This window comes from uncultured Kordia sp. (genome assembly GCF_947496985.1).
Lineage (GTDB): Bacteria > Bacteroidota > Bacteroidia > Flavobacteriales > Flavobacteriaceae > Kordia.
Genome location: NZ_CANMEZ010000003.1, coordinates 448,119 through 466,642 on the forward strand (window position 1 = coordinate 448,119; position 18,524 = coordinate 466,642).

Consider the following 18,524-nt stretch of genomic DNA (forward strand, 5'->3'; position numbering starts at 1 on the left):
AAAAATTTATGAGCTAGTGGAAATCATTATTAACAAAACAAAAACTATTACTTCAATATTATACATTAATTGATAATGTACTTACTGATTGTGAATAGAATTTAGCATCTTTGTATGTATTGCAAAGTAAACCTTAATCAAACCATATGTCAACCGAAACAAAACATTGCTCCAATTGTGAATATCAATTGACACAATATCATAACTATTGTCCTAATTGTGGTCAAAAAGTTGATGATAAGTTGAGCATGCGTGTACTTTTTCATAATACGATTATGAATTACTTTTCGGTAGATGCCCGTTTTTTTAGGAGCTTTATTCCATTACTTATAAAACCGGGTTTTCTAGCCAAGGAATTTGTTAAAGGAAAACGTTTGTTATACTTGCATCCGGCTCAGTTTTATTTATTTGCTTCTATTGTATTTTTCTTTTTATTCTCAATTTCAACACGCTCTGCACAACGAAGTTTTGATAATTCTATGAAAGAAACATTTAGTAAAGAAAAAGCAATTTTACAGGAAGGTCAGCGTATAAAAGATTCTATATCAAATGCTTTAGAAATGCAGAAAATAAGTGTCAATGGTACTGATAGTTTAGAAATTATAAAGTTGAAAAACTTGTTAGATGCTGAAAAAACGAAAGATACTTTACATGGAAATTCGAAAAAGCAGAATACAATTACAGGAGAAATTTTTGGATTTAACTTTGATACAGACTTATTAGATTCACTAGAAAATAGTAACGCAACAATGGATGAAAAGCTTAAAGCTATTGGTTACAAAGAAACGGATAGTTGGTCTTCAAAATTTATAAAGAAGCAAGTTTTAAAATTTAGAGCAAATAGAGGTGTAGGATTGTTAAAAGCATTCTTTGATACCATTCCAATCTCAATGTTTTTCTTGATTCCAATTTTCGCCTTTTTATTGAAAATTCTTTACAGAAAACAAGGCCGTTTTGCGCATCATATGGTATTTAGTTTTTACTATTTTGCCTTTATGTTTTTAGCTACAAGTATCATTTTGGTAACAAATTATATTGTAGATATTCCCAATGGAATTGATGCTTTATTAGTTATATCCACATTCTTTTATCTTGTCATTAGCTTAAAGCGATTCTACGATCAAGGATACATAAAAACATTTATCAAAACCTGTATATTATCTTTCATATACCTAATTTTCGTGGTTCCAGTTACGTTTGTAATGTTGTGGATTGTATCGTTTTTCTTATATTAAGGAATCAAAATTATAGTATGTTTACGCTAAATAAACACCAAAAAAGCAATTGTATAGCCAATTCTCTGTCAAATTAAACTTGATTTAAGTTCCTTATAGTTATTGTGAATCAATATGAAATTCCGAATCAGGTTCGGAATGACGTTTTTTTACAATTTCTCTTTCAAATACTTTCCTGTAAAGGAAGCTTTGTTTTTAATGATTTCTTCTGGCGTTCCATATGCAACAAGTGTTCCGCCATTTTTTCCACCACCAGGACCTAAATCAATAATGTGATCTGCACATTTGATCAATTCAATATTATGTTCAACCACTATAATAGAATGTCCTTTTTCAATTAAAGCATCAAATGATTTCAATAACTTTTTAATATCATGAAAATGCAATCCAGTTGTTGGTTCATCAAATATGAACAATGCCTTCTCTTTTGTAGTTCCTTTTACTAAAAATGATGCAAGTTTAATACGCTGTGCTTCTCCACCAGAAAGCGTTGAAGAACTTTGCCCAAGTGTTACATAACCTAAACCAACATCTTGAAGAGGTTTTAACTTTCGATAAATTTTCTTTTGCTCATGTTTTGTAAAGAAATCCATAGCATCATCAATCGTCATGGTTAAAATGTCGTCGATGTTTTTATCTTGAAAAGTAACTTCTAATACTTCTTTCTTGAAGCGTTTTCCATTACAAGTTTCACATTCCAAATGCACATCTGCCATAAACTGCATTTCAATAGTTACTTGTCCTTCACCTTTGCAAGTTTCACAACGTCCACCATCTACATTAAAGGAAAAATGTTTGGTTTTGTAATTACGAATGTTTGATAATTTCTGACTAGCATACAACGCACGAATATCATCATATGCTTTTATGTACGTTACAGGATTTGAACGAGAAGAACGCCCAATAGGATTCTGATCGACAAATTCAATATGTTTAACGTTACTATATTTTCCTTCTAATTTTGTGAATTGCCCCGCTTTTTCCCCATATCCGCCTGTTTCTTTCAACATAGAAGGATATAAAATCTTTTTTACTAGCGAACTCTTTCCGCTTCCAGAAACACCAGTAACAACCGTAAGCATGTTTAATGGAAACGTAACATCTATATTTTTTAAATTATTTTCACGAGAACCAACAACTTTTATGAACTGATTTGAAGTTCTACGTGTAGAAGGAACTTCAATTTGAATAGTTTTGTTGAGGTATTTTGCAGTTAAGGAATCTGCTTTTAAAATGGTAGGATAATCACCAAAAGCAACTACATGTCCACCATGTGTCCCAGCTTCAGGGCCAATATCAATAATTTCATCAGCAGCTTGCATAATGTCTTCATCATGCTCTACAACAATAACGGTATTTCCTAAATCGCGCAAGGAAAGTAATACTTGAATCAAGCGTTCACTATCTTTTGGATGTAGCCCAATACTAGGTTCATCCAATATATACATAGAACCAACCAAGCTACTTCCAAGTGAAGTTGCTAGATTGATTCGTTGTGATTCTCCTCCAGAAAGTGAATTCGATTTACGATTTAAGGTCAAATAATCTAGTCCAACATTCGTTAAAAATGTCAAACGGTTTTTAATTTCTTTTAATAAACGTTTAGCAATATTTTCGTCGTGTTCACTTAGTTTTAATTCATCAAAGAAAACAATCAATTCATTTAATGGTAGCACAACTAAATCTGTAATTGTTTTTCCGCCAATTTTCACATAATTAGCTTCTTGACGAAGTCGTTTTCCTTCACAAGTGGCGCATTTTGTTTTCCCACGGTAACGTGATAACATGACACGATTCTGAATTTTATAACTTTTCTCTTCTAAAAATGAAAAGAATTGATGCAATCCTTCAAAATATTTATTTCCTTCCCAAACCAGTTTTTTATGTTCATCAGTCAATTCAAACCAAGGTTTGTGAATAGGGAAATCAAAATGATACGCATTATTTACCAATTGATCTCTGTACCAACTCATGCTTTCTCCGCGCCAAGGAAAAATAGCATTTTCATATACAGAAAGTCCAGTATTAGGAATAACTAAATCTGCGTCAATTCCAATAACATCACCATATCCTTCACATTTTGGACAGGCTCCATATGGATTGTTAAAACTGAATAAATGTACATTTGGTTCGAGGAATTTCATACCATCTAACTCAAACTTATTACTAAAATGGACACTTTTCTGATCGTTTACAGTTTCTATGTAACATTCTCCTTTTCCTTCAAAAAATGCAGTTTGAACCGCATCTGCTAAACGATTGAAAAAATCTTCATCATGACTCACCACAATACGATCTATAACCAAAGAAAATGCTTCCGAAAAATCTTCATTAATTTCATCAATTCGGACAATTTCATTGTTCTTTTTAATACGTGCATATCCTTGTTGTGCTAATACTTTAATTGTATGAAAAGCACTTCTTCCTTCTGGAACAGTCACAGGAGCTAATAATAGAAGTTTGCTACGTTCGTCAAACTTTTTTACATAATTAATAACATCTGTAACGGTATGCTTTTTTACTTCTTCACCAGAAATAGGAGAGACCGTTTTTCCAATTCGTGCAAATAATAATTTTAAATAATCATAAATTTCGGTAGTTGTTCCAACAGACGAACGTGGATTGGTAGAGTTTACTTTTTGCTCAATAGCAATTGCGGGAGCAATTCCTTTAATGTAATCTACTTTGGGTTTGTGTAAACGTCCTAAAAACTGTCGCGCATACGAAGAAAGACTTTCTACATAACGTCGTTGTCCTTCTGCATATAAGGTGTCAAAAGCCAAACTTGATTTTCCAGAACCCGAAAGTCCTGTAATTACAACCAATTTATTTCGTGGAATTACTACATCAATATTTTTTAAATTATGCAGTTTTGCACCTTTAATAATGATGTTTTCTTTTGGATTTACAGTAGCGAGATCTTGTGTCATTGGAAAAAAAATAATTGCAAAGATACTGCTTTTAATACTCGAATTAAAATGAATTTACAGCAAAGAATATCATAAATTGAACGTAGAATAGGGAAGAAGGGTTCATAGAAAATGGCGTTTCAAGTCAATAAATTCAAGCTAAATGTTAAAATATTGAATTTTATTTGCATTTCTTTAACGATTCTTACTATATTTGAGTTCATTAATTCAAACTACAAAAACATCTGCGTATAGCTAAAAATTACTTTTTTAAAAAATAAATAGATTTTATCAGCCTCGATAATTATCAAAGTATAAAAAGTAATGCTATGGAACAGATTCTGCAAGATTCAGTATTGGTATCTAATTACATCAAAGGTGACGAATGCGCACTTGGCGTATTAATTGAACGTCACAAACAACGTATATATAGTTTTATATATTCAAAAGTTCTGAATAGAGATATTACAGAAGACATTTTCCAAGACACTTTTATCAAAGTGATCAGAACGCTAAAAAAAGGAAATTATAATGAAGAAGGTAAATTTTTACCTTGGGTTATGCGTATTTCTCATAATTTGGTAATTGATCATTTTAGAAAGAATAATAGAATGCCTAAGTATGACAATAATGGTGATTTTAATATTTTTTCTGTGTTAAGTGATACAGATTTAAATGCGGAGAAAAAAATCATTAAAAATCAGGTAGAACGTGATGTTCGCAGACTAGTTGATGAATTACCATCAGACCAAAAAGAGGTATTATTGATGCGTATGTATCAAGATTTAAGCTTTAAAGAAATTTCAGAAAAAACAGGCGTAAGTATCAATACAGCATTGGGAAGAATGCGTTATGCATTGATTAATTTACGAAAAGTTATAGATAAGCATAATATAGTTTTAACAAATTAATACAATAAAATATATTTCTGTGCGTTGTATTTTAAATATAAAAACCGACGTATGGCAAAAAATTACACTAAGAGTTCATCTGAAATGAAAAAAATGTTGCCTAAAAAGGAAACAATTAGTTTCTTATTGAACTATTCAAAGGCTTTAAGTGTTATTAATTACAAAAGGATGAAGTTTGAAACGCTTCTCAACTAAACTTTGGAAAAAGACTCGTTAGCTGCGAGTCTTTTTAGCTTTTAAATAATCGTTAATTACCGTTTTTCTACCAATAGTTTTGGTAATAATGTCATTGTCTAAGTTCCAACCGCGTGCTGGGCAGTATTCTCTACCGTACCATATAATTTGTAAGTGTAAATCGTTCCATTTTTCTTTTGGAAACAACCGTTTTGCATCTCTTTCTGTTTGAACTACATTTTTTCCATTAGTTAAATTCCAACGATACATTAATCTGTGAATGTGTGTATCTACAGGAAAAGCAGGAATTCCGAAAGCCTGACTAATCACAACACTGGCTGTTTTATGTCCAACAGCAGGCAATTCTTCCAATGCTTCTAAGGTTTTAGGAACCTTACCATTATGTTTATTAATCAAAATATGTGATAAACCGTGAATTCCCTTCGATTTCATAGGCGATAACCCAACAGGTCTGATAATATCTCTAATTTCTTCTACAGAAAGTTTAATCATATCATACGGATTGTCTGCTTTTGCGAATAGTAACGGTGTAATTTGATTAACGCGTACATCTGTACTTTGTGCAGACATCAACACAGCAATAAGTAGGGTATATGGATCTTTATGATCTAATGGAATTGGAATCTCAGGATATATATTTTCAAGTGTATCAATTACAAACTGAACCTTTTCTTGTTTGGTCATTTTTCAGTATTTTTACACAAAAATAACCAATAAATTATTGAAAGCTATGAATACCTTAAAAACTGGAGATAAAGTACCTAATTTCACTGTGAATGATCAAGATGGAAACGCAATTTCTTTAACGGATTATGTTGGAAAAAAATTAATTGTTTTCTTTTACCCAAAAGCAAGTACACCAGGTTGTACAGCTGAAGCGTGTAATTTGAGAGATAATTATGCAGAATTACAAAGCAAAGGATTTGAATTATTAGGTGTAAGTGCTGATTCTGAAAAAAGACAAACAAATTTTAAAAATAAATACGAGTTTCCTTTTCCACTACTAGCTGATGAAAACAAAGAGGTTATTGAAGCTTTTGGTGTTTGGGGCGAAAAGAAATTTATGGGAAAAATATATGATGGAATTCACCGTAAAACGTTCTTAGTGAATAAGAAAGGTATTGTTGATCACGTGATTGATAAAGTGAAAACAAAAGATCACGCAGCTCAGATTTTAGAGTTGATAAACTAATTTGAAGATTTTGAAAATGTTTTGATTTGATAATGCTTTAGATCACATTTATAAGATATAACAGACTTTACAATTTCTTTGTGGAGTCTGTTTTTTTATGATGTAAATAATTAAAAGTCTATATCTTAAAAATGAAACGATTTAACTTCTCAGTTCTAATTCTTTATTTTAACTCAATAAAATCCAACTCTAATTGAAATGATTCCTGTTTTCTATTAGCAATCAAAAAACCGAGTTCTTCAAAAGTAGTTGCTGAGAAATTTCCAATATCTAACGTACGACCACGGAAACTCGGATATAAACTATTTAGTGGAATTTCGATTGTTTCCCAATCGCCAGAAGTTTCAAATGTAGTCATGAATGTATGGCGATCTTTTTGCTGTTGTTTGATACGGAATTTATAGGTTTTTCCGTCACCTTTCAAACGAATTACTAGTGTCGTTTTCTCTCTAATATCAGTTATACCAATTCCATAACGAAGTGATGTAAAACCACCATTGTTTTCAAGTGTAACTATGCCGTGGAAAATAGCATTTCCTTGTTCATTTATATAAAATCCTCCTTGCGATAATCCACCCATAGCGCCATCATTGACAATATACCAGTTGGAAATATCACTTTTAAGAGAAAAATCAAATAGCTTCATTGTTATATGTTACGATTTAATACATGGCATAAAAAAAGCTCCTATTTAGGAGCTTTTTAATATATTATTTATTTTCTATCAATTCGTTTTCATTTTGTTGTAAATACCCGAATAATTTTTTCTCTTTAATGATTTGTGCAACACCATCTGGCAACATGCGTTCCCAGCCTTCTTCATTATCAGCAATCATTTTTAATACTTTTCTAGAGAAAATATCTAGAATATTATTGTCAAAATCAAAAATATCAACAACTTTTCCATTGTACTTAAAGAATTTGTATAATTCTTTCATACGTGGATGTACTTTTAAGTTGTTGCTATTCACTAATTCACCAGTTTCCTTACGTCTCATAGGATATAAGTATACTTTTAAATCTTTGTAGAATAATTTCCCAAAAGCTTCTAAAATTCCTCCACTTACGTGACGATAATACTTTTCATCAAAGATATCCACTAAGTTATTTACACCCATAGTCAATGCCATACGTTCTTTTGTATAGTTTGAGAAGTAATCAACTAAGCGATAGTATTCTTTAAAGTTAGAAATCATAACTGTTTGCCCAAGCGAACCTAGCAATTGTGCTCTGTCCATGAAATCTTGTTCATCAATTTCTCCTTCTGCACGTAAATTGGAAAGTGTAATTTCAAACAGTACGACTGTTTTTTCTTCTTCTACTTTATTTTCTCTAATAAAGATATCATATGACTTTTGAAACATGTCCATGTTTACTTTAGTCACAGGACGAAAACTTCCACGAAGTGCTAATACATTCTTTTTGTATAGCAATCTTGCAGGAAGAATATTGTTTCCATCAGGTCCAAAAATAACAGCTTCTGTCATTCCGTTCTTTAACAACTGTAAACTCATTAAACGGTTGTCAACTTTGTCAAACTGTGGTCCTGAAAAGTTAATGGTATCAATTTCTATTTTATCTTTATCAATATGATCGTAAAGATATTTTAATAGATTTTTTGGATTGTTGTATTTATAAAAAGCACCGTGAATAAGGTTTACACCCATAATTCCTAGTGTCTCTTGCTGTAGTTTGGCATCATTTTCATGGAAGCGAACATGTAGAATAATTTCGTTGTATTCTTGATCAGCATCAATTTGATACTTAATTCCCATCCAACCATGACCTTTGTATTTTTTAGCAAAGTCAATAGTTGCTACCGTATTGGCAAAACAGAAAAACATTTTATCAGGATGCTTTTCACGTGTAATACGATCTTCTAATAATGACATTTCATGAGAAAGCATTTTCTTTAAACGAGCTTCCGTAACATAACGTCTATCGTTTTCAACACCATAAATGGCATCACTAAAATCTTTGTCATATGCACTCATTGCTTTTGCAATTGTTCCAGATGCTCCTCCAGATCTGAAAAAATGACGAACAGTTTCTTGTCCGGCTCCAATTTCTGCAAATGTACCGTAGATTTGGCTGTTTAAGTTTATTCGTAAAGCTTTCGCTTTGATGGAAGGGACGTTTTCTAAGTTTGTATCACCTTTATAGACAATAGCCATGAGTAGTTTGAATTTGTTTGATGCAAAAATAAACAATCCTTATTTTTTTGAATGCATTATTTCGGGTTTTTTGTTAAATAATAAGTTAAATTTGAATAATGATCGATGAATTGAACACATCTATCTAAAAAAGCACCTGATTTTTAACAAACTACCATAGTTTATGATAACAGTTACTTTTCTTGGAACAGGAACTTCACAAGGAATTCCTATTATTGGAAGCGATCATCCTGTATGTTTAAGCACTGATTCTCGCGATAAACGCCTCCGTGTTTCTGTGTTGATTTCTTGGAAAGATGCAACTTATGTGATTGACTGCGGTCCCGATTTTCGTCAGCAAATGTTGCGCGCAAATTGCAATTATATTGATGGGATTTTATTTACACATGAACATGCAGATCATACAGCAGGATTAGATGATATTCGTCCTTTTTATTTCCGTCAAGGTGATATTGATATGTATGCGCATAAACGTGTATTTGGAGAATTACAAAGACGTTTTGATTATATCTTTGCAACAGAGAATAAATATCCAGGAGCGCCAGGTGTAATTCAACATGAAGTTATAAATCATGAGTCATTTACTTTAAAAGGTGTTACAGTAACGCCTATCAACGCATTTCATTATAAATTACAAGTTTTTGGCTATCGTTTTAATGATTTTGCATATTTGACAGATGTTAAAACAGTAGAATCAGCTGAAAGACCCAAATTGAAAGGTTTGAAGGTTTTAGTAATCAATGCATTGCGAATTCAAGAACATATTTCACATTTTTCACTAGAAGAAGCGTTGGAGTTTATTGAAGAAATTCAACCAGAAAAAGCATATTTGACACATATTAGTCATTTGTTAGGTTTTCATGAAGAAGTTTCCAAAACATTACCAAAAAATGTATTTTTGGCGTACGATACACTCACAATTAACGTTATCTAAAATAAAGTCATAAAAATTAACCATACATGAAAAAGAGAATCTTAGGGTACGCACTTTTATTTGTCATTTTATTAGCATTGTATCAGTATGTAAATACGAATAGAATGTACGAAAAAATGAACGGAAAAATAGAAAAACTAAGAACTGAGCGTGATGAGATGTCAACACAAATACAAGCGAAAAGAGATTCTATAGATGTCTTAATTAATGAGAATCTTGATTTAAGTTATTTTACATTGAAACACAATGCAGAAGCATTAGAGTATTTTGAAAAATATCAATTTACAGATGATTTATCTCAATACATTGAAGATGTTATTTATGACAAAAACTCTACTAAAAATGACAATCCACTAGTTCCATTTGCTGGAATGGATGGTGTTTTTGTTATTGATAAAGTAAAAGTAATTAACCATAAGTGGGCTTTATGTAGCTTTACTGATAGTGGTTATTGGGGCGAAATGATTTTGAGTTACGAAATTGACAAAGACAAAAATCTAACCTTTGAGATTGTTTCTGAAACATTGTATAATAAATTCACAAAATAACTACTTAGAAAGATAAATCCATTTTGCGGCTTCGTCAATTACTTTTCCTTTGGTAAGTTTTCCAAAATTAAAACCTTCTATAATTTCAATATCAGGTGTAATTCCATCTGTATGAGCAGTATAATCTGTACTCATATAATACGCTATTGCAGGATTTACAGATATATTTTGAGTAATCGCAAACCAAGAATTAGTTGTACTAGCTCCAAAAGTTATTTCACCAAATAGTTTACAGTTTCTTTGACCTTTTAAACCACTTGCAACGGCTTCTCCAGAACTTGACGTGTATCTTCCGATAAGAATTGCAATTTTTTTATCTTCGATCTGTATGTTACAATCAATATTTGGCATGTTTTGAGTAGCATAATCATCCACATGAAGATTTCCATTGATAAGTGACCATTTCGAGTATAATGTTTTGCCATCTTTAGTGTCTCCACCTAGTTCCATATTTGGGAAAAGGACACCTAAACCAGAAAACATTGGCCACATAGTTCCGCCTATATTTGCTCTTAAATCAATTATGTATCCTTTAGGATTATGCTTGTTGAGTTCACAAATTTTGTTTCTAATCTTTATCGTATAAGCTATATTCAAACTATCGTTACCGAAATTATTAATAATCATCGGGATTTGAATATACGCAATGGAATCATATAATATTGTGGAAACTATTTCTGTCGTTGTAATTGTCTTTTGATAAATTTCAGACATATTTGTTACATAATCTTCGTTTTCATAATCATATGAAACCTTTCTCTTTCTTTTTATAACTCCTTTGCATTGTATTCCGTTAACCATAGCAAAACCGTGAAAATCGCCAAGTTTTGTAAACATGTATTCAATAGGTTTTTGTAATGAACTTATTGAGTCGTTATCTTGATACTTTGCAAAAATTTCTTCACGAAAGTTATTCCAATCGACAGTATTTGTATACAATGAATTTTCTTTTGTAATGCTAATAATAGAATCTAAAATAATGCTATTAGCTGAACTTTCTTTTACAGAATTTATATTGTTTTTACAACTTAAAAATGATAGAGAAATGAGAGGAAACAGTAAAAAGTACTTCATGGTGATGTGTGTATTATTTTTGACAAAACTCAGGTTTTATCACGTAATATGAAGTACATTTTTAGGCGAATAAGTTCAATATTCCGAATATTGAACCTATTTAACTCGTCTTTTGTAGTCGTCTATATTCAGATGGCGTTTTTCCTGTAAGTCTTTTAAATGTAGTATTAAAAGATGATTTTGTTCTAAACCCTGCAATTTCAGCAAGTGCGAGTAAAGTATACTTTTCGGTTTCAATTGAAGTTAGTAGTGTTTTTACTTTTTCAACACGATGTACATTTAAAAATTCGGAAAAATTCATTTTTAACTGTTCATTAATTTGCTCAGAGAGTTTTTTAGGACTAACCTTTAACAATATAGCAGTTTGTGCTAATGACATTTTCGGGTCTTTGTATATTTCTTCCTCTTTAATCAATGTCAGTAATGCATTAATAATTGGGTTCTCTTCTGTAGAATTAGAAGTGTTTGTTGGTTCAAAAAAGTTAAAAAATGATTTAAATTGTGTAAAGCCTACATAGCCAATCCAATAAATAAAAACAGCATTCATAATTAATATTGGATAATAAAAAGACCAAGTTCCGGTTCCAGCGTGCAGTATAAAATCTAGCGAATGCATACCAATACTTAAGCTAGACGTTAGGACAAATACATAGGTGATGATGCTTAGAAAACGAATATTTTTTTTGTGCTTAAATGCAAAATTCGTCTTTTCTTGTTTTCGTATAATTTGTAAAGAAATTAATCCCATCACTAAATTGAAGAATAGATACAGGAATCCATACAATTTAAAAAAGCCAGCAGTAATCAAAATACTTGTAAGGCTATAATCATTAAAAGCAATCGCAACCAAAAATAGATATGTTTTTAGAAGTGTGAAAAGTATTGCAGGAATCCATAAATAAACTTCTTTTTTAAGCTCAAATTTTTTGTGTAAAGATGAAAATTGACTTTTAATATAATAGTAGAAGCCTAACCCAATGCACCATTCATAAGGAATAGGAAGCAAGTCTAATTTGTGATAATACTTAAATAACCCCATATCTATAAGTGCGGCAAATAGATTTGAAAAAGAAAGTGAAAACAAGAAAAGGAGAAAGAATTTTAAAGAAAGACTATGCTGCTTATTTCTTCTTTGAAATAAAAATAGACAAAGTACAAAGCCTTGAATAGCTCCAAAAATAGTTATGATATTGAAGATGTTAAAGCGCATAATTTCTTTACCTATTAGTTTAGTTTAAAGAATTTTAGTGTTTCAATCGTATGTACTTTTGAAACTTCCTTTGAAACTGTTTTTCTATTTTTCGACTGCTAAACCAATGAAAAGGAGATTTTGCATCATATTTACCAAACGTAGTACAATTAATTAAAATATCTTTTCCATCATAAATTATAAATAATTGCCTTCCCCAATTTGTAGAAGTCCAAGTCCATTTCTTTTTAAAAACGGTAATTTCTTGGTTATGACGTTGAATTTCCCAATTTGATTCTAATTTGATATTTTTGATAATAGTTCTGTTTTTACTTCCTGAAATTCCAATAATCCTTTTCAATTTACTACTAGCTGCTAAAGAAAATAGGATATAAAAACTAATTACAATGCTAATAATTGTAGATAAGAATGTAAGTATGAAAGAATTATTATTTTTTATGTTGTCTATTAATGTCATTATACTAATAAAAGGAAATGCACTAATAAAAATAGTATTTAGGAAGAATCTAGAAAATTTATCTATAAATGAAAATAAGGAAGTTTCACGTTCAAAAACTAATTTCTCTTTCTTTATTGAAGCTCCAACATCAATTTGATGATACATACTAAATTCGCTTCTCCAACCAAGTTTTGAACGAATAGAAATTTTGCGGAGCTACGCCATGTCCAACAGGAAATTCTTCGTATACATGTTTCAATTTATGTTCTTGCATAAACGGCTCAATTTCACGAGCTGCTTGTACAGGAATTACTTGATCTACACTTCCGTGAGAACAATAAAAATCTAGAGAACTGTAATCTTTATCCGCATTGAAATCAAATATATTATGGTTTAAATAACCACTTAATGCAATCACATTCTTAACTTTTTCAGGATACGTAAACGCAACAGCGTAACTTAGAATTGTTCCTTGGCTAAATCCTAAAAGCGTAACATTAGACACATCTACAGGATAGTTTTCTACAACTTCATCAATAAATGTAGCAACTGCATCACGCGATTCAATAGCATGTTCGTCATTGCTTATTTTTTCAGTAGCTGTGTAATGAATGTCATACCATGAATATCCATAAGGTTGTAAATCTCTTGGTGCACGAACAGAAATTATAAACAACTCTTCAGGTAATTCAGCTGCAAAGGAAAACAAGTCTTCTTCATTACTTCCGTAACCGTGAAATAATAGTAAAACTGGCGACTTCTCTACAGTAGTTTTTGGTGCTCGGATGATATGATGTAATGATAATTTTTTAGCTTGCATACTGATAAAATTATAATGATTTAAATAATTTTTGGAAAAACTCTCCAACTATAGGAATTGGTTGATACTCGCATTGAAACGCATTTGAAAGTCCAAAAAACCACAAAACAGCAAAGAATACATAAAAAGCGGAGGAAATCATCCAATTGTCAAAATAGCTGACAATGACAGCAAGTGCAATAAACATCGTGTTGAGTCCTAAAGCTTGTCGAATATGAAAACTTGCATATGGATTTTTCTTATCTGAATTAGAAACAATTGCCACTACAGTTCCTATTAATGTATAATAAGAAATAATAGCATTTTTTCTTCCTTCTTCTATGATTTGTGGATTCATATTGAATCTATTTTTTGTTGATTATGTATAATTCCATATACAGTTCCTTTAAGTTCTTTGTCTAAAAAAGCACTATTTTTAGATGTACTATGGATGTGTTTTTCTGTAAATGTATAATTTCCTTCTGGATTGAAAAGAGTCAAGTTGGCTTTATGTCCTACTGAAATTTGAGAAGTTTCAATACCAAATCGATCTTTTCCAGCAGTTAATAAGTCAATTACTTTTTCTGTATCTAAAACAGTTTGTAATGCGCCAAAAGCTGTTTCTAAACCAATGGTTCCATACATGGCGTTATCGAATTCTACTTTTTTATGTTCAACGTCAATCGGATTGTGATCAGTTGTAACCATATCAATCGTACCGTCATGAATACCTTCAAGCAATGCTTTACAATCGTTCTGTGTACGTAATGGAGGCAATACTTTGAAATTGGTATCAAATTCTTCCAATTCGTCATCAGACATAACCAAATTATGAATGGCAACCGAACAACTTACATTTAAGCCTTTTTGTTTAGCTTCACGAATTAATTCTACAGATTTTGCAGAAGAAATAGTCGGAATGTGTAATTTTCCTTTGGTGTATTCTAACAGAAATAAATCTCTGGCAACTTGTAATTCTTCAGCTAAAGCTGGAATTCCTTTCAAGCCTAAACGTGTACTATTATGTCCTTCGTTGACAATTCCTTTTCCAGCAATTTTATTTTCTTGTGGAAATGATAATACCAAACCATCAAAGTTAGAAGCATATAACAATGCAATTTTTAACAGATTTGGATTAGTAATCGCTTTCTGATAATCGCCAAAAGCAATCGCGCCAGCGTTTTTCATATCAAACAATTCGGCTAAATCTACACTTTCACTTTTCGTAGTCAATGCGCCAATAGGGTAGAGGTTTACTATATTTTCAAGAGCATTACTCTTTAAGAAAGCAATATCAGCCTTTGTATCTGCAATCGGATTTGCGTTTGGGTTTACGGCAATTGCTGTAAATCCACTTTTTGCAGCCGTTTTGAGTCCGTTTTCAATCGTTTCACGTTCTTCAAAACCAGGTTCTCCTAAACTTACGCTACTATCAAACCAACCTTGCGAAACATGCAAGTTTTCATGAGAAATAGTTTCGTAATTGTTTGTGTTTTCAATTGTAGAAGCAATTTGTGTAATAATTCCGTTTTCTATCAAAATATCATTTGTAGAGCCGTTGTGTTTGCTCTTAGAATCAAGGATAGTTGCAGATTTTATGATGAGGTTCATTTGACGAATTTTAAAATCAAAATTTCAATACATAAAAATAATAGCGCAAAAATAACAAACCATTTCCAAAGCGAAGCAACGGACTGTTCATTTTTTAAATCTTCAAAAAATTGCGCTACCGTAGTATGTGTATTTTCTGGATATAAATTGGCAATATTGTGATATTGTAAGCTACTTTCTTTTCGATCAAAATTATAACTAATTTGCTGTAAAACAGTGTTTTGATTTTTGATATTGTAAATTCCTGCGACTGTAGGGAATTCATCCGTTGTTAAACGTACTTTATTGTTTGCAGTTTGTTGTAATGGAATAAATTTTTCCGACTCTTTTGCAATTGTTAACACAGCATCTTGACTCAATGATGTTTGGACATCAAAGGTATTTTCTTTTCCAACGGTATAATACAGGTTTGTTAATTGCAGACTGTTTTTCCCAATATTATAAAAAATAGGCACAATTAATGGCGTACTTTTAAAATTTGAATTCTCATTGTTAATAGCAGCCGTAAACAAATACGTATTGTTTTTTTCTAATAAAAATGGGGCATTGTTCTCCAATTGTAAAATAGCAGCATTTGCATTTTCAAGTGCTACATAATGATTCACTTTTGGATATTGAAAATTGGTTACTTTTTTCTCAAACACATTTGTAAACAACGGATGAGAGAAATTTATATTTGTAATTTTCTTTTCTGTTACGTTTGGAATTTCTTGAAAACGTCCAAAACTAGCTGCTTGTAATAGTTGATTGTAGGTAGTAAGATTACTTTCCTTAGCGGGAATGATGATAAGTGAACCACCATTTTGTTTGAAACTTCTCAATGCTGTCAACAATGGATTCGGAATCGTTTTTAATTCGTTTAGAATGATCAATTGCTGCGTTGTAATAGCATTATAATTCAATTGATTTACGGGAGCAGAAATCAGATTAAACTCATCATTAGTATATAATTTCTTCAAAAACTCATCATCCGCTTCGTTAACGGCTAATACGTTGATTTTTTCAGGAGTATTGATATTGAAAAATAGTTCATTGTCAAACTGTAATGAATTGTCATCAATTTTAATACTACCTTGAATCACTTTATTCGAAGGAATTGAAAACGTGACTTCAGAAGTGTTTTGTGTGTCTAAATTTACAGAAGATTTAGCAATTAAACTTCCTCCATCATATAATGAAACTGGAATATCTTGCACAGGAATTCCAGAGTTTTTCAAAGTAACAGCAATTGTAATTGAACTTGCATCTTGCTCTGCAATGTATAAACTATCTAATGCAATGTTATTCGCATTTGCAGGTTTTAGCTGAATATAATTTGTATTAAATGTACTATCACTTTGAACTGAAAGTTGTTCTTGTTGTTGAAAATCAGAGATTAGAATTAGATTTTTAACTGAATTCTGTTGCTTTGAAAACAACTTACGACCTTTTAAAATTAAAGCAGGAATTGCTTCTTGTTGATTTGAATAATTCAACTGTAACAGTTCGTTACGAATGCTTTTAATTGTTGTGTTTTTATAGGTTTCCGTATTTGTGAAAATACTAACTTCTTCATCTTCAGGAACAGTGTTTAACAATTCTTGCACAGCACGTTTTAGCAAAGCTCCTTTTTCGCCTTTTGTTTGCATACTAAACGAATTATCTAAATAGATAACCGTTTCGTTTTCAGTTTTTACAATATCTCTATTCGCAAAATACGGTTGTGCAAAGGCAATAACCAGTGCAGCCATCGCTAACAATCGCATACAAAGAATCAACCATTTTTTTAATTGTGAGCTTTTACGTGTTTGAAGAATAACGTTTTGAAGGAATTTCACATTCGTAAAAGAAGTCTTTTCAAACCTGCGAAGTTGAAATAAATGAACCAATATTGGAATGAGCAGTAATAATAGCGCGTAAAGTACTTCTGGGTATTTGAATTGCATTCCTAAATAAACGTTTGTCAAATATAAACGTTTAATTTTATTTTAGCATACTTTAGGATTTATAAAGATGTGTTAAAAAGAGTTTAGCGGTATATGAGTTTAGATGTTTTAGTGTATGAAAAGGAGCAATCTTTATCTCAATTGTGGCTAACATAAGTATGGCAGGAATTAATTTCACAAATACTTCCTGTTATTTGCTATAAATGTAAAACAAGGCTTGCACATATAAATGTGGTTTCCCGTAATTTTCACACTGAGCGAAGTCGAAGTGCACAACAAAAAAAGGAACCTCATTACAAGATTCCTTTTTTTAACTTTATAAAACTGCAATTATGCAGTTACCTTCCTTTTTTCGGCGTTGTATAACTTGTAAAATAGTGTTGGTAAAAAGCCAAAATTGAATAAAACAAAACCTAGCAGTATTAAGATACCTGCATACGGCCAACGCATGATTTCAAACATAAATGCTGTGCTAAGTGTGAATAAGGCTAGAAAGCCTAATACATAAACTGATTTTTTCATTTTTAATTGATTTTGATGTTCGTATTATGATTGATATTTAAGTAATGAATTTTTGTATTTAGTATAAAAGTAGAGTGGAAGGGTCATAAGAATTAAAAGGACAAAACCTGAAAATAGTATTTGACCAGCAAAAGGCCAATGCAAAATTTTAAATAAACTTCCTGTAGCAATTAATATTGCGCTTAAAAAACCAATTATAAACAAGAGTTTAGTACGGTTTTTAGTAGATTTTAAATATAACTGCACATTCGTTTCTGTTTGTATGTGATTGATATTTAAATATCCACCAAATTGATGAATGGCAGCTTTATATGCTATATCAAAATTGTTTTCTGTTGAATTTTCTATGTATGTACATATATGATCTAGAATATCTTCTTTCAGTTCTTCATTTTTTAAACCATACAATGCCAAATTTTTAGCAATATAATCGATGTTTTCGTCCGTAAGTATCATTTTGAAGCTGGATTAGGATTAAAAATTAACGATAATGTTTTTATAAAATCATTGATCTGATTGGTTTGATCCGCTATTACTTGTTTCCCAGATTTGGTTACCGAATAGTATTTTCGAACACGTTTACCTATATAGATTTTTTCGGTTTCTAATACATTACTCTTTTCCAGTTTGTGTAGAATAGGATAGAGTGCACCTTCCGAAATATCTATTTTTCCTTTAGTGAGTTCTTTTACTTTTTGAGTGATTTCATAACCGTACATTTTTTCATGTTGACTTAACAACTTTAAAATGATAGGTTGCAATGTTCCTTTAGTGAGTTCTTTACTATACATATGGCAAATATACATTTTATTTGAATACATTTTATTAAAATGTATTTTATTTTAA

General features: G+C 31.0%; 19 protein-coding genes. 5 read left to right on the forward strand and 14 right to left on the reverse strand.

The annotated features are described in order from the left end of the window. Window positions 1–146: 146 nt before the first annotated feature. Window positions 147–1,235 (forward strand): DUF3667 domain-containing protein, encoded by a 1,089-nt coding sequence (locus tag Q0828_RS10415; RefSeq protein ID WP_298420310.1) that lies wholly within the window; start codon window positions 147–149, stop codon window positions 1,233–1,235. A 149-nt stretch (window positions 1,236–1,384) separates the two neighbouring features. Here the strand turns inward: Q0828_RS10415 and uvrA are convergent, their stop codons facing one another. After that, window positions 1,385–4,165 (reverse strand): excinuclease ABC subunit UvrA, encoded by a 2,781-nt coding sequence (uvrA, locus tag Q0828_RS10420; protein ID WP_298420312.1) that lies wholly within the window; start codon window positions 4,163–4,165, stop codon window positions 1,385–1,387. Window positions 4,166–4,473: 308 nt separating this feature from the next. Here uvrA and Q0828_RS10425 point away from each other — a divergent pair, with 308 nt between their 5' ends. Beyond that, complete coding sequence (locus Q0828_RS10425; protein ID WP_298420314.1) at window positions 4,474–5,055, forward strand: sigma-70 family RNA polymerase sigma factor; 582 nt, start codon at window positions 4,474–4,476, stop codon at window positions 5,053–5,055. 213 nt (window positions 5,056–5,268) lie between these two features. On the opposite strand, the gene nth is transcribed toward Q0828_RS10425, so the two are convergent. After that, on the reverse strand, window positions 5,269–5,934 hold the full coding sequence (gene nth, locus Q0828_RS10430; protein ID WP_298420316.1) for an endonuclease III: 666 nt from the start codon (window positions 5,932–5,934) through the stop codon (window positions 5,269–5,271). Window positions 5,935–5,980: 46 nt separating this feature from the next. Between nth and bcp the strand changes: the two genes are divergently transcribed. Continuing rightward, entirely contained in the window at window positions 5,981–6,442 is a 462-nt protein-coding gene (bcp, locus tag Q0828_RS10435) for a thioredoxin-dependent thiol peroxidase (protein WP_298420318.1), read from the forward strand. Between the two features lie 163 nt (window positions 6,443–6,605). On the opposite strand, the gene Q0828_RS10440 is transcribed toward bcp, so the two are convergent. Both Q0828_RS10440 and Q0828_RS10445 read right to left on the reverse strand, forming a co-directional pair. Further along, window positions 6,606–7,088: a CIA30 family protein gene (locus Q0828_RS10440; protein WP_298420320.1), complete on the reverse strand. Its 483-nt coding sequence runs from the start codon at window positions 7,086–7,088 to the stop codon at window positions 6,606–6,608. Between the two features lie 64 nt (window positions 7,089–7,152). Beyond that, a complete protein-coding gene (locus tag Q0828_RS10445) occupies window positions 7,153–8,616 on the reverse strand; it encodes a TonB-dependent receptor (protein WP_298420322.1) in 1,464 nt (487 codons plus the stop codon). Window positions 8,617–8,782: 166 nt separating this feature from the next. Between Q0828_RS10445 and Q0828_RS10450 the strand changes: the two genes are divergently transcribed. Together Q0828_RS10450 and Q0828_RS10455 are read left to right on the forward strand one after the other, a co-directional pair. Continuing rightward, on the forward strand, window positions 8,783–9,550 hold the full coding sequence (locus tag Q0828_RS10450) for an MBL fold metallo-hydrolase (protein ID WP_298420599.1): 768 nt from the start codon (window positions 8,783–8,785) through the stop codon (window positions 9,548–9,550). Between the two features lie 26 nt (window positions 9,551–9,576). After that, window positions 9,577–10,098 (forward strand): hydrolase, encoded by a 522-nt coding sequence (locus Q0828_RS10455; protein WP_298420324.1) that lies wholly within the window; start codon window positions 9,577–9,579, stop codon window positions 10,096–10,098. Here Q0828_RS10455 and Q0828_RS10460 read toward each other — a convergent pair whose 3' ends face one another. From Q0828_RS10460 to Q0828_RS10505, 10 genes are all read right to left on the reverse strand, one after another. Next, complete coding sequence (locus tag Q0828_RS10460; RefSeq protein WP_298420326.1) at window positions 10,099–11,172, reverse strand: S41 family peptidase; 1,074 nt, start codon at window positions 11,170–11,172, stop codon at window positions 10,099–10,101. It lies immediately after the preceding gene. Between the two features lie 100 nt (window positions 11,173–11,272). Beyond that, window positions 11,273–12,211 (reverse strand): helix-turn-helix domain-containing protein, encoded by a 939-nt coding sequence (locus Q0828_RS10465; RefSeq protein ID WP_298420329.1) that lies wholly within the window; start codon window positions 12,209–12,211, stop codon window positions 11,273–11,275. A 205-nt stretch (window positions 12,212–12,416) separates the two neighbouring features. Further along, entirely contained in the window at window positions 12,417–12,986 is a 570-nt protein-coding gene (locus Q0828_RS10470; RefSeq protein WP_298420331.1) for a hypothetical protein, read from the reverse strand. Between the two features lies 1 nt (window position 12,987). Next, on the reverse strand, window positions 12,988–13,641 hold the full coding sequence (locus tag Q0828_RS10475) for an alpha/beta fold hydrolase (RefSeq protein ID WP_298420333.1): 654 nt from the start codon (window positions 13,639–13,641) through the stop codon (window positions 12,988–12,990). A gap of 10 nt (window positions 13,642–13,651) precedes the next feature. Beyond that, on the reverse strand, window positions 13,652–13,978 hold the full coding sequence (locus Q0828_RS10480) for a hypothetical protein (RefSeq protein ID WP_298420335.1): 327 nt from the start codon (window positions 13,976–13,978) through the stop codon (window positions 13,652–13,654). After that, a complete protein-coding gene (locus Q0828_RS10485; RefSeq protein ID WP_298420337.1) occupies window positions 13,975–15,231 on the reverse strand; it encodes a dihydroorotase in 1,257 nt (418 codons plus the stop codon). The genes Q0828_RS10480 and Q0828_RS10485 overlap by 4 nt, the downstream gene beginning before the upstream one ends. Then, window positions 15,228–17,177: a BatA and WFA domain-containing protein gene (locus tag Q0828_RS10490; RefSeq protein WP_298420339.1), complete on the reverse strand. Its 1,950-nt coding sequence runs from the start codon at window positions 17,175–17,177 to the stop codon at window positions 15,228–15,230. Before Q0828_RS10490 ends, Q0828_RS10485 begins: the two co-directional genes overlap by 4 nt. Before the next feature lie 309 nt (window positions 17,178–17,486). Further along, a complete protein-coding gene (locus Q0828_RS10495) occupies window positions 17,487–17,678 on the reverse strand; it encodes a hypothetical protein (RefSeq protein ID WP_298420341.1) in 192 nt (63 codons plus the stop codon). A gap of 24 nt (window positions 17,679–17,702) precedes the next feature. Further along, window positions 17,703–18,134 (reverse strand): hypothetical protein, encoded by a 432-nt coding sequence (locus tag Q0828_RS10500; RefSeq protein WP_298420342.1) that lies wholly within the window; start codon window positions 18,132–18,134, stop codon window positions 17,703–17,705. Further along, complete coding sequence (locus tag Q0828_RS10505; protein ID WP_298420601.1) at window positions 18,131–18,469, reverse strand: PadR family transcriptional regulator; 339 nt, start codon at window positions 18,467–18,469, stop codon at window positions 18,131–18,133. Before Q0828_RS10505 ends, Q0828_RS10500 begins: the two co-directional genes overlap by 4 nt. Between the last annotated feature and the right edge of the window lie 55 nt (window positions 18,470–18,524).

Excerpts from the sequence above, each read along its gene's own strand:
- Q0828_RS10415 (WP_298420310.1), top strand. The coding sequence starts at position 147 with ATGTCAACCGAAACAAAACATTGCTCCAATTGTGAATATCAATTGACA.
- uvrA (WP_298420312.1), bottom strand. The coding sequence starts at position 4,165 with ATGACACAAGATCTCGCTACTGTAAATCCAAAAGAAAACATCATTATT.
- Q0828_RS10425 (WP_298420314.1), top strand. The coding sequence starts at position 4,474 with ATGGAACAGATTCTGCAAGATTCAGTATTGGTATCTAATTACATCAAA.
- nth (WP_298420316.1), bottom strand. The coding sequence starts at position 5,934 with ATGACCAAACAAGAAAAGGTTCAGTTTGTAATTGATACACTTGAAAAT.
- bcp (WP_298420318.1), top strand. The coding sequence starts at position 5,981 with ATGAATACCTTAAAAACTGGAGATAAAGTACCTAATTTCACTGTGAAT.
- Q0828_RS10440 (WP_298420320.1), bottom strand. The coding sequence starts at position 7,088 with ATGAAGCTATTTGATTTTTCTCTTAAAAGTGATATTTCCAACTGGTAT.
- Q0828_RS10445 (WP_298420322.1), bottom strand. The coding sequence starts at position 8,616 with ATGGCTATTGTCTATAAAGGTGATACAAACTTAGAAAACGTCCCTTCC.
- Q0828_RS10455 (WP_298420324.1), top strand. The coding sequence starts at position 9,577 with ATGAAAAAGAGAATCTTAGGGTACGCACTTTTATTTGTCATTTTATTA.
- Q0828_RS10460 (WP_298420326.1), bottom strand. The coding sequence starts at position 11,172 with ATGAAGTACTTTTTACTGTTTCCTCTCATTTCTCTATCATTTTTAAGT.
- Q0828_RS10465 (WP_298420329.1), bottom strand. The coding sequence starts at position 12,211 with ATGGGGTTATTTAAGTATTATCACAAATTAGACTTGCTTCCTATTCCT.
- Q0828_RS10470 (WP_298420331.1), bottom strand. The coding sequence starts at position 12,986 with ATGTATCATCAAATTGATGTTGGAGCTTCAATAAAGAAAGAGAAATTA.
- Q0828_RS10475 (WP_298420333.1), bottom strand. The coding sequence starts at position 13,641 with ATGCAAGCTAAAAAATTATCATTACATCATATCATCCGAGCACCAAAA.
- Q0828_RS10480 (WP_298420335.1), bottom strand. The coding sequence starts at position 13,978 with ATGAATCCACAAATCATAGAAGAAGGAAGAAAAAATGCTATTATTTCT.
- Q0828_RS10485 (WP_298420337.1), bottom strand. The coding sequence starts at position 15,231 with ATGAACCTCATCATAAAATCTGCAACTATCCTTGATTCTAAGAGCAAA.
- Q0828_RS10495 (WP_298420341.1), bottom strand. The coding sequence starts at position 17,678 with ATGAAAAAATCAGTTTATGTATTAGGCTTTCTAGCCTTATTCACACTT.
- Q0828_RS10500 (WP_298420342.1), bottom strand. The coding sequence starts at position 18,134 with ATGATACTTACGGACGAAAACATCGATTATATTGCTAAAAATTTGGCA.
- Q0828_RS10505 (WP_298420601.1), bottom strand. The coding sequence starts at position 18,469 with ATGTATAGTAAAGAACTCACTAAAGGAACATTGCAACCTATCATTTTA.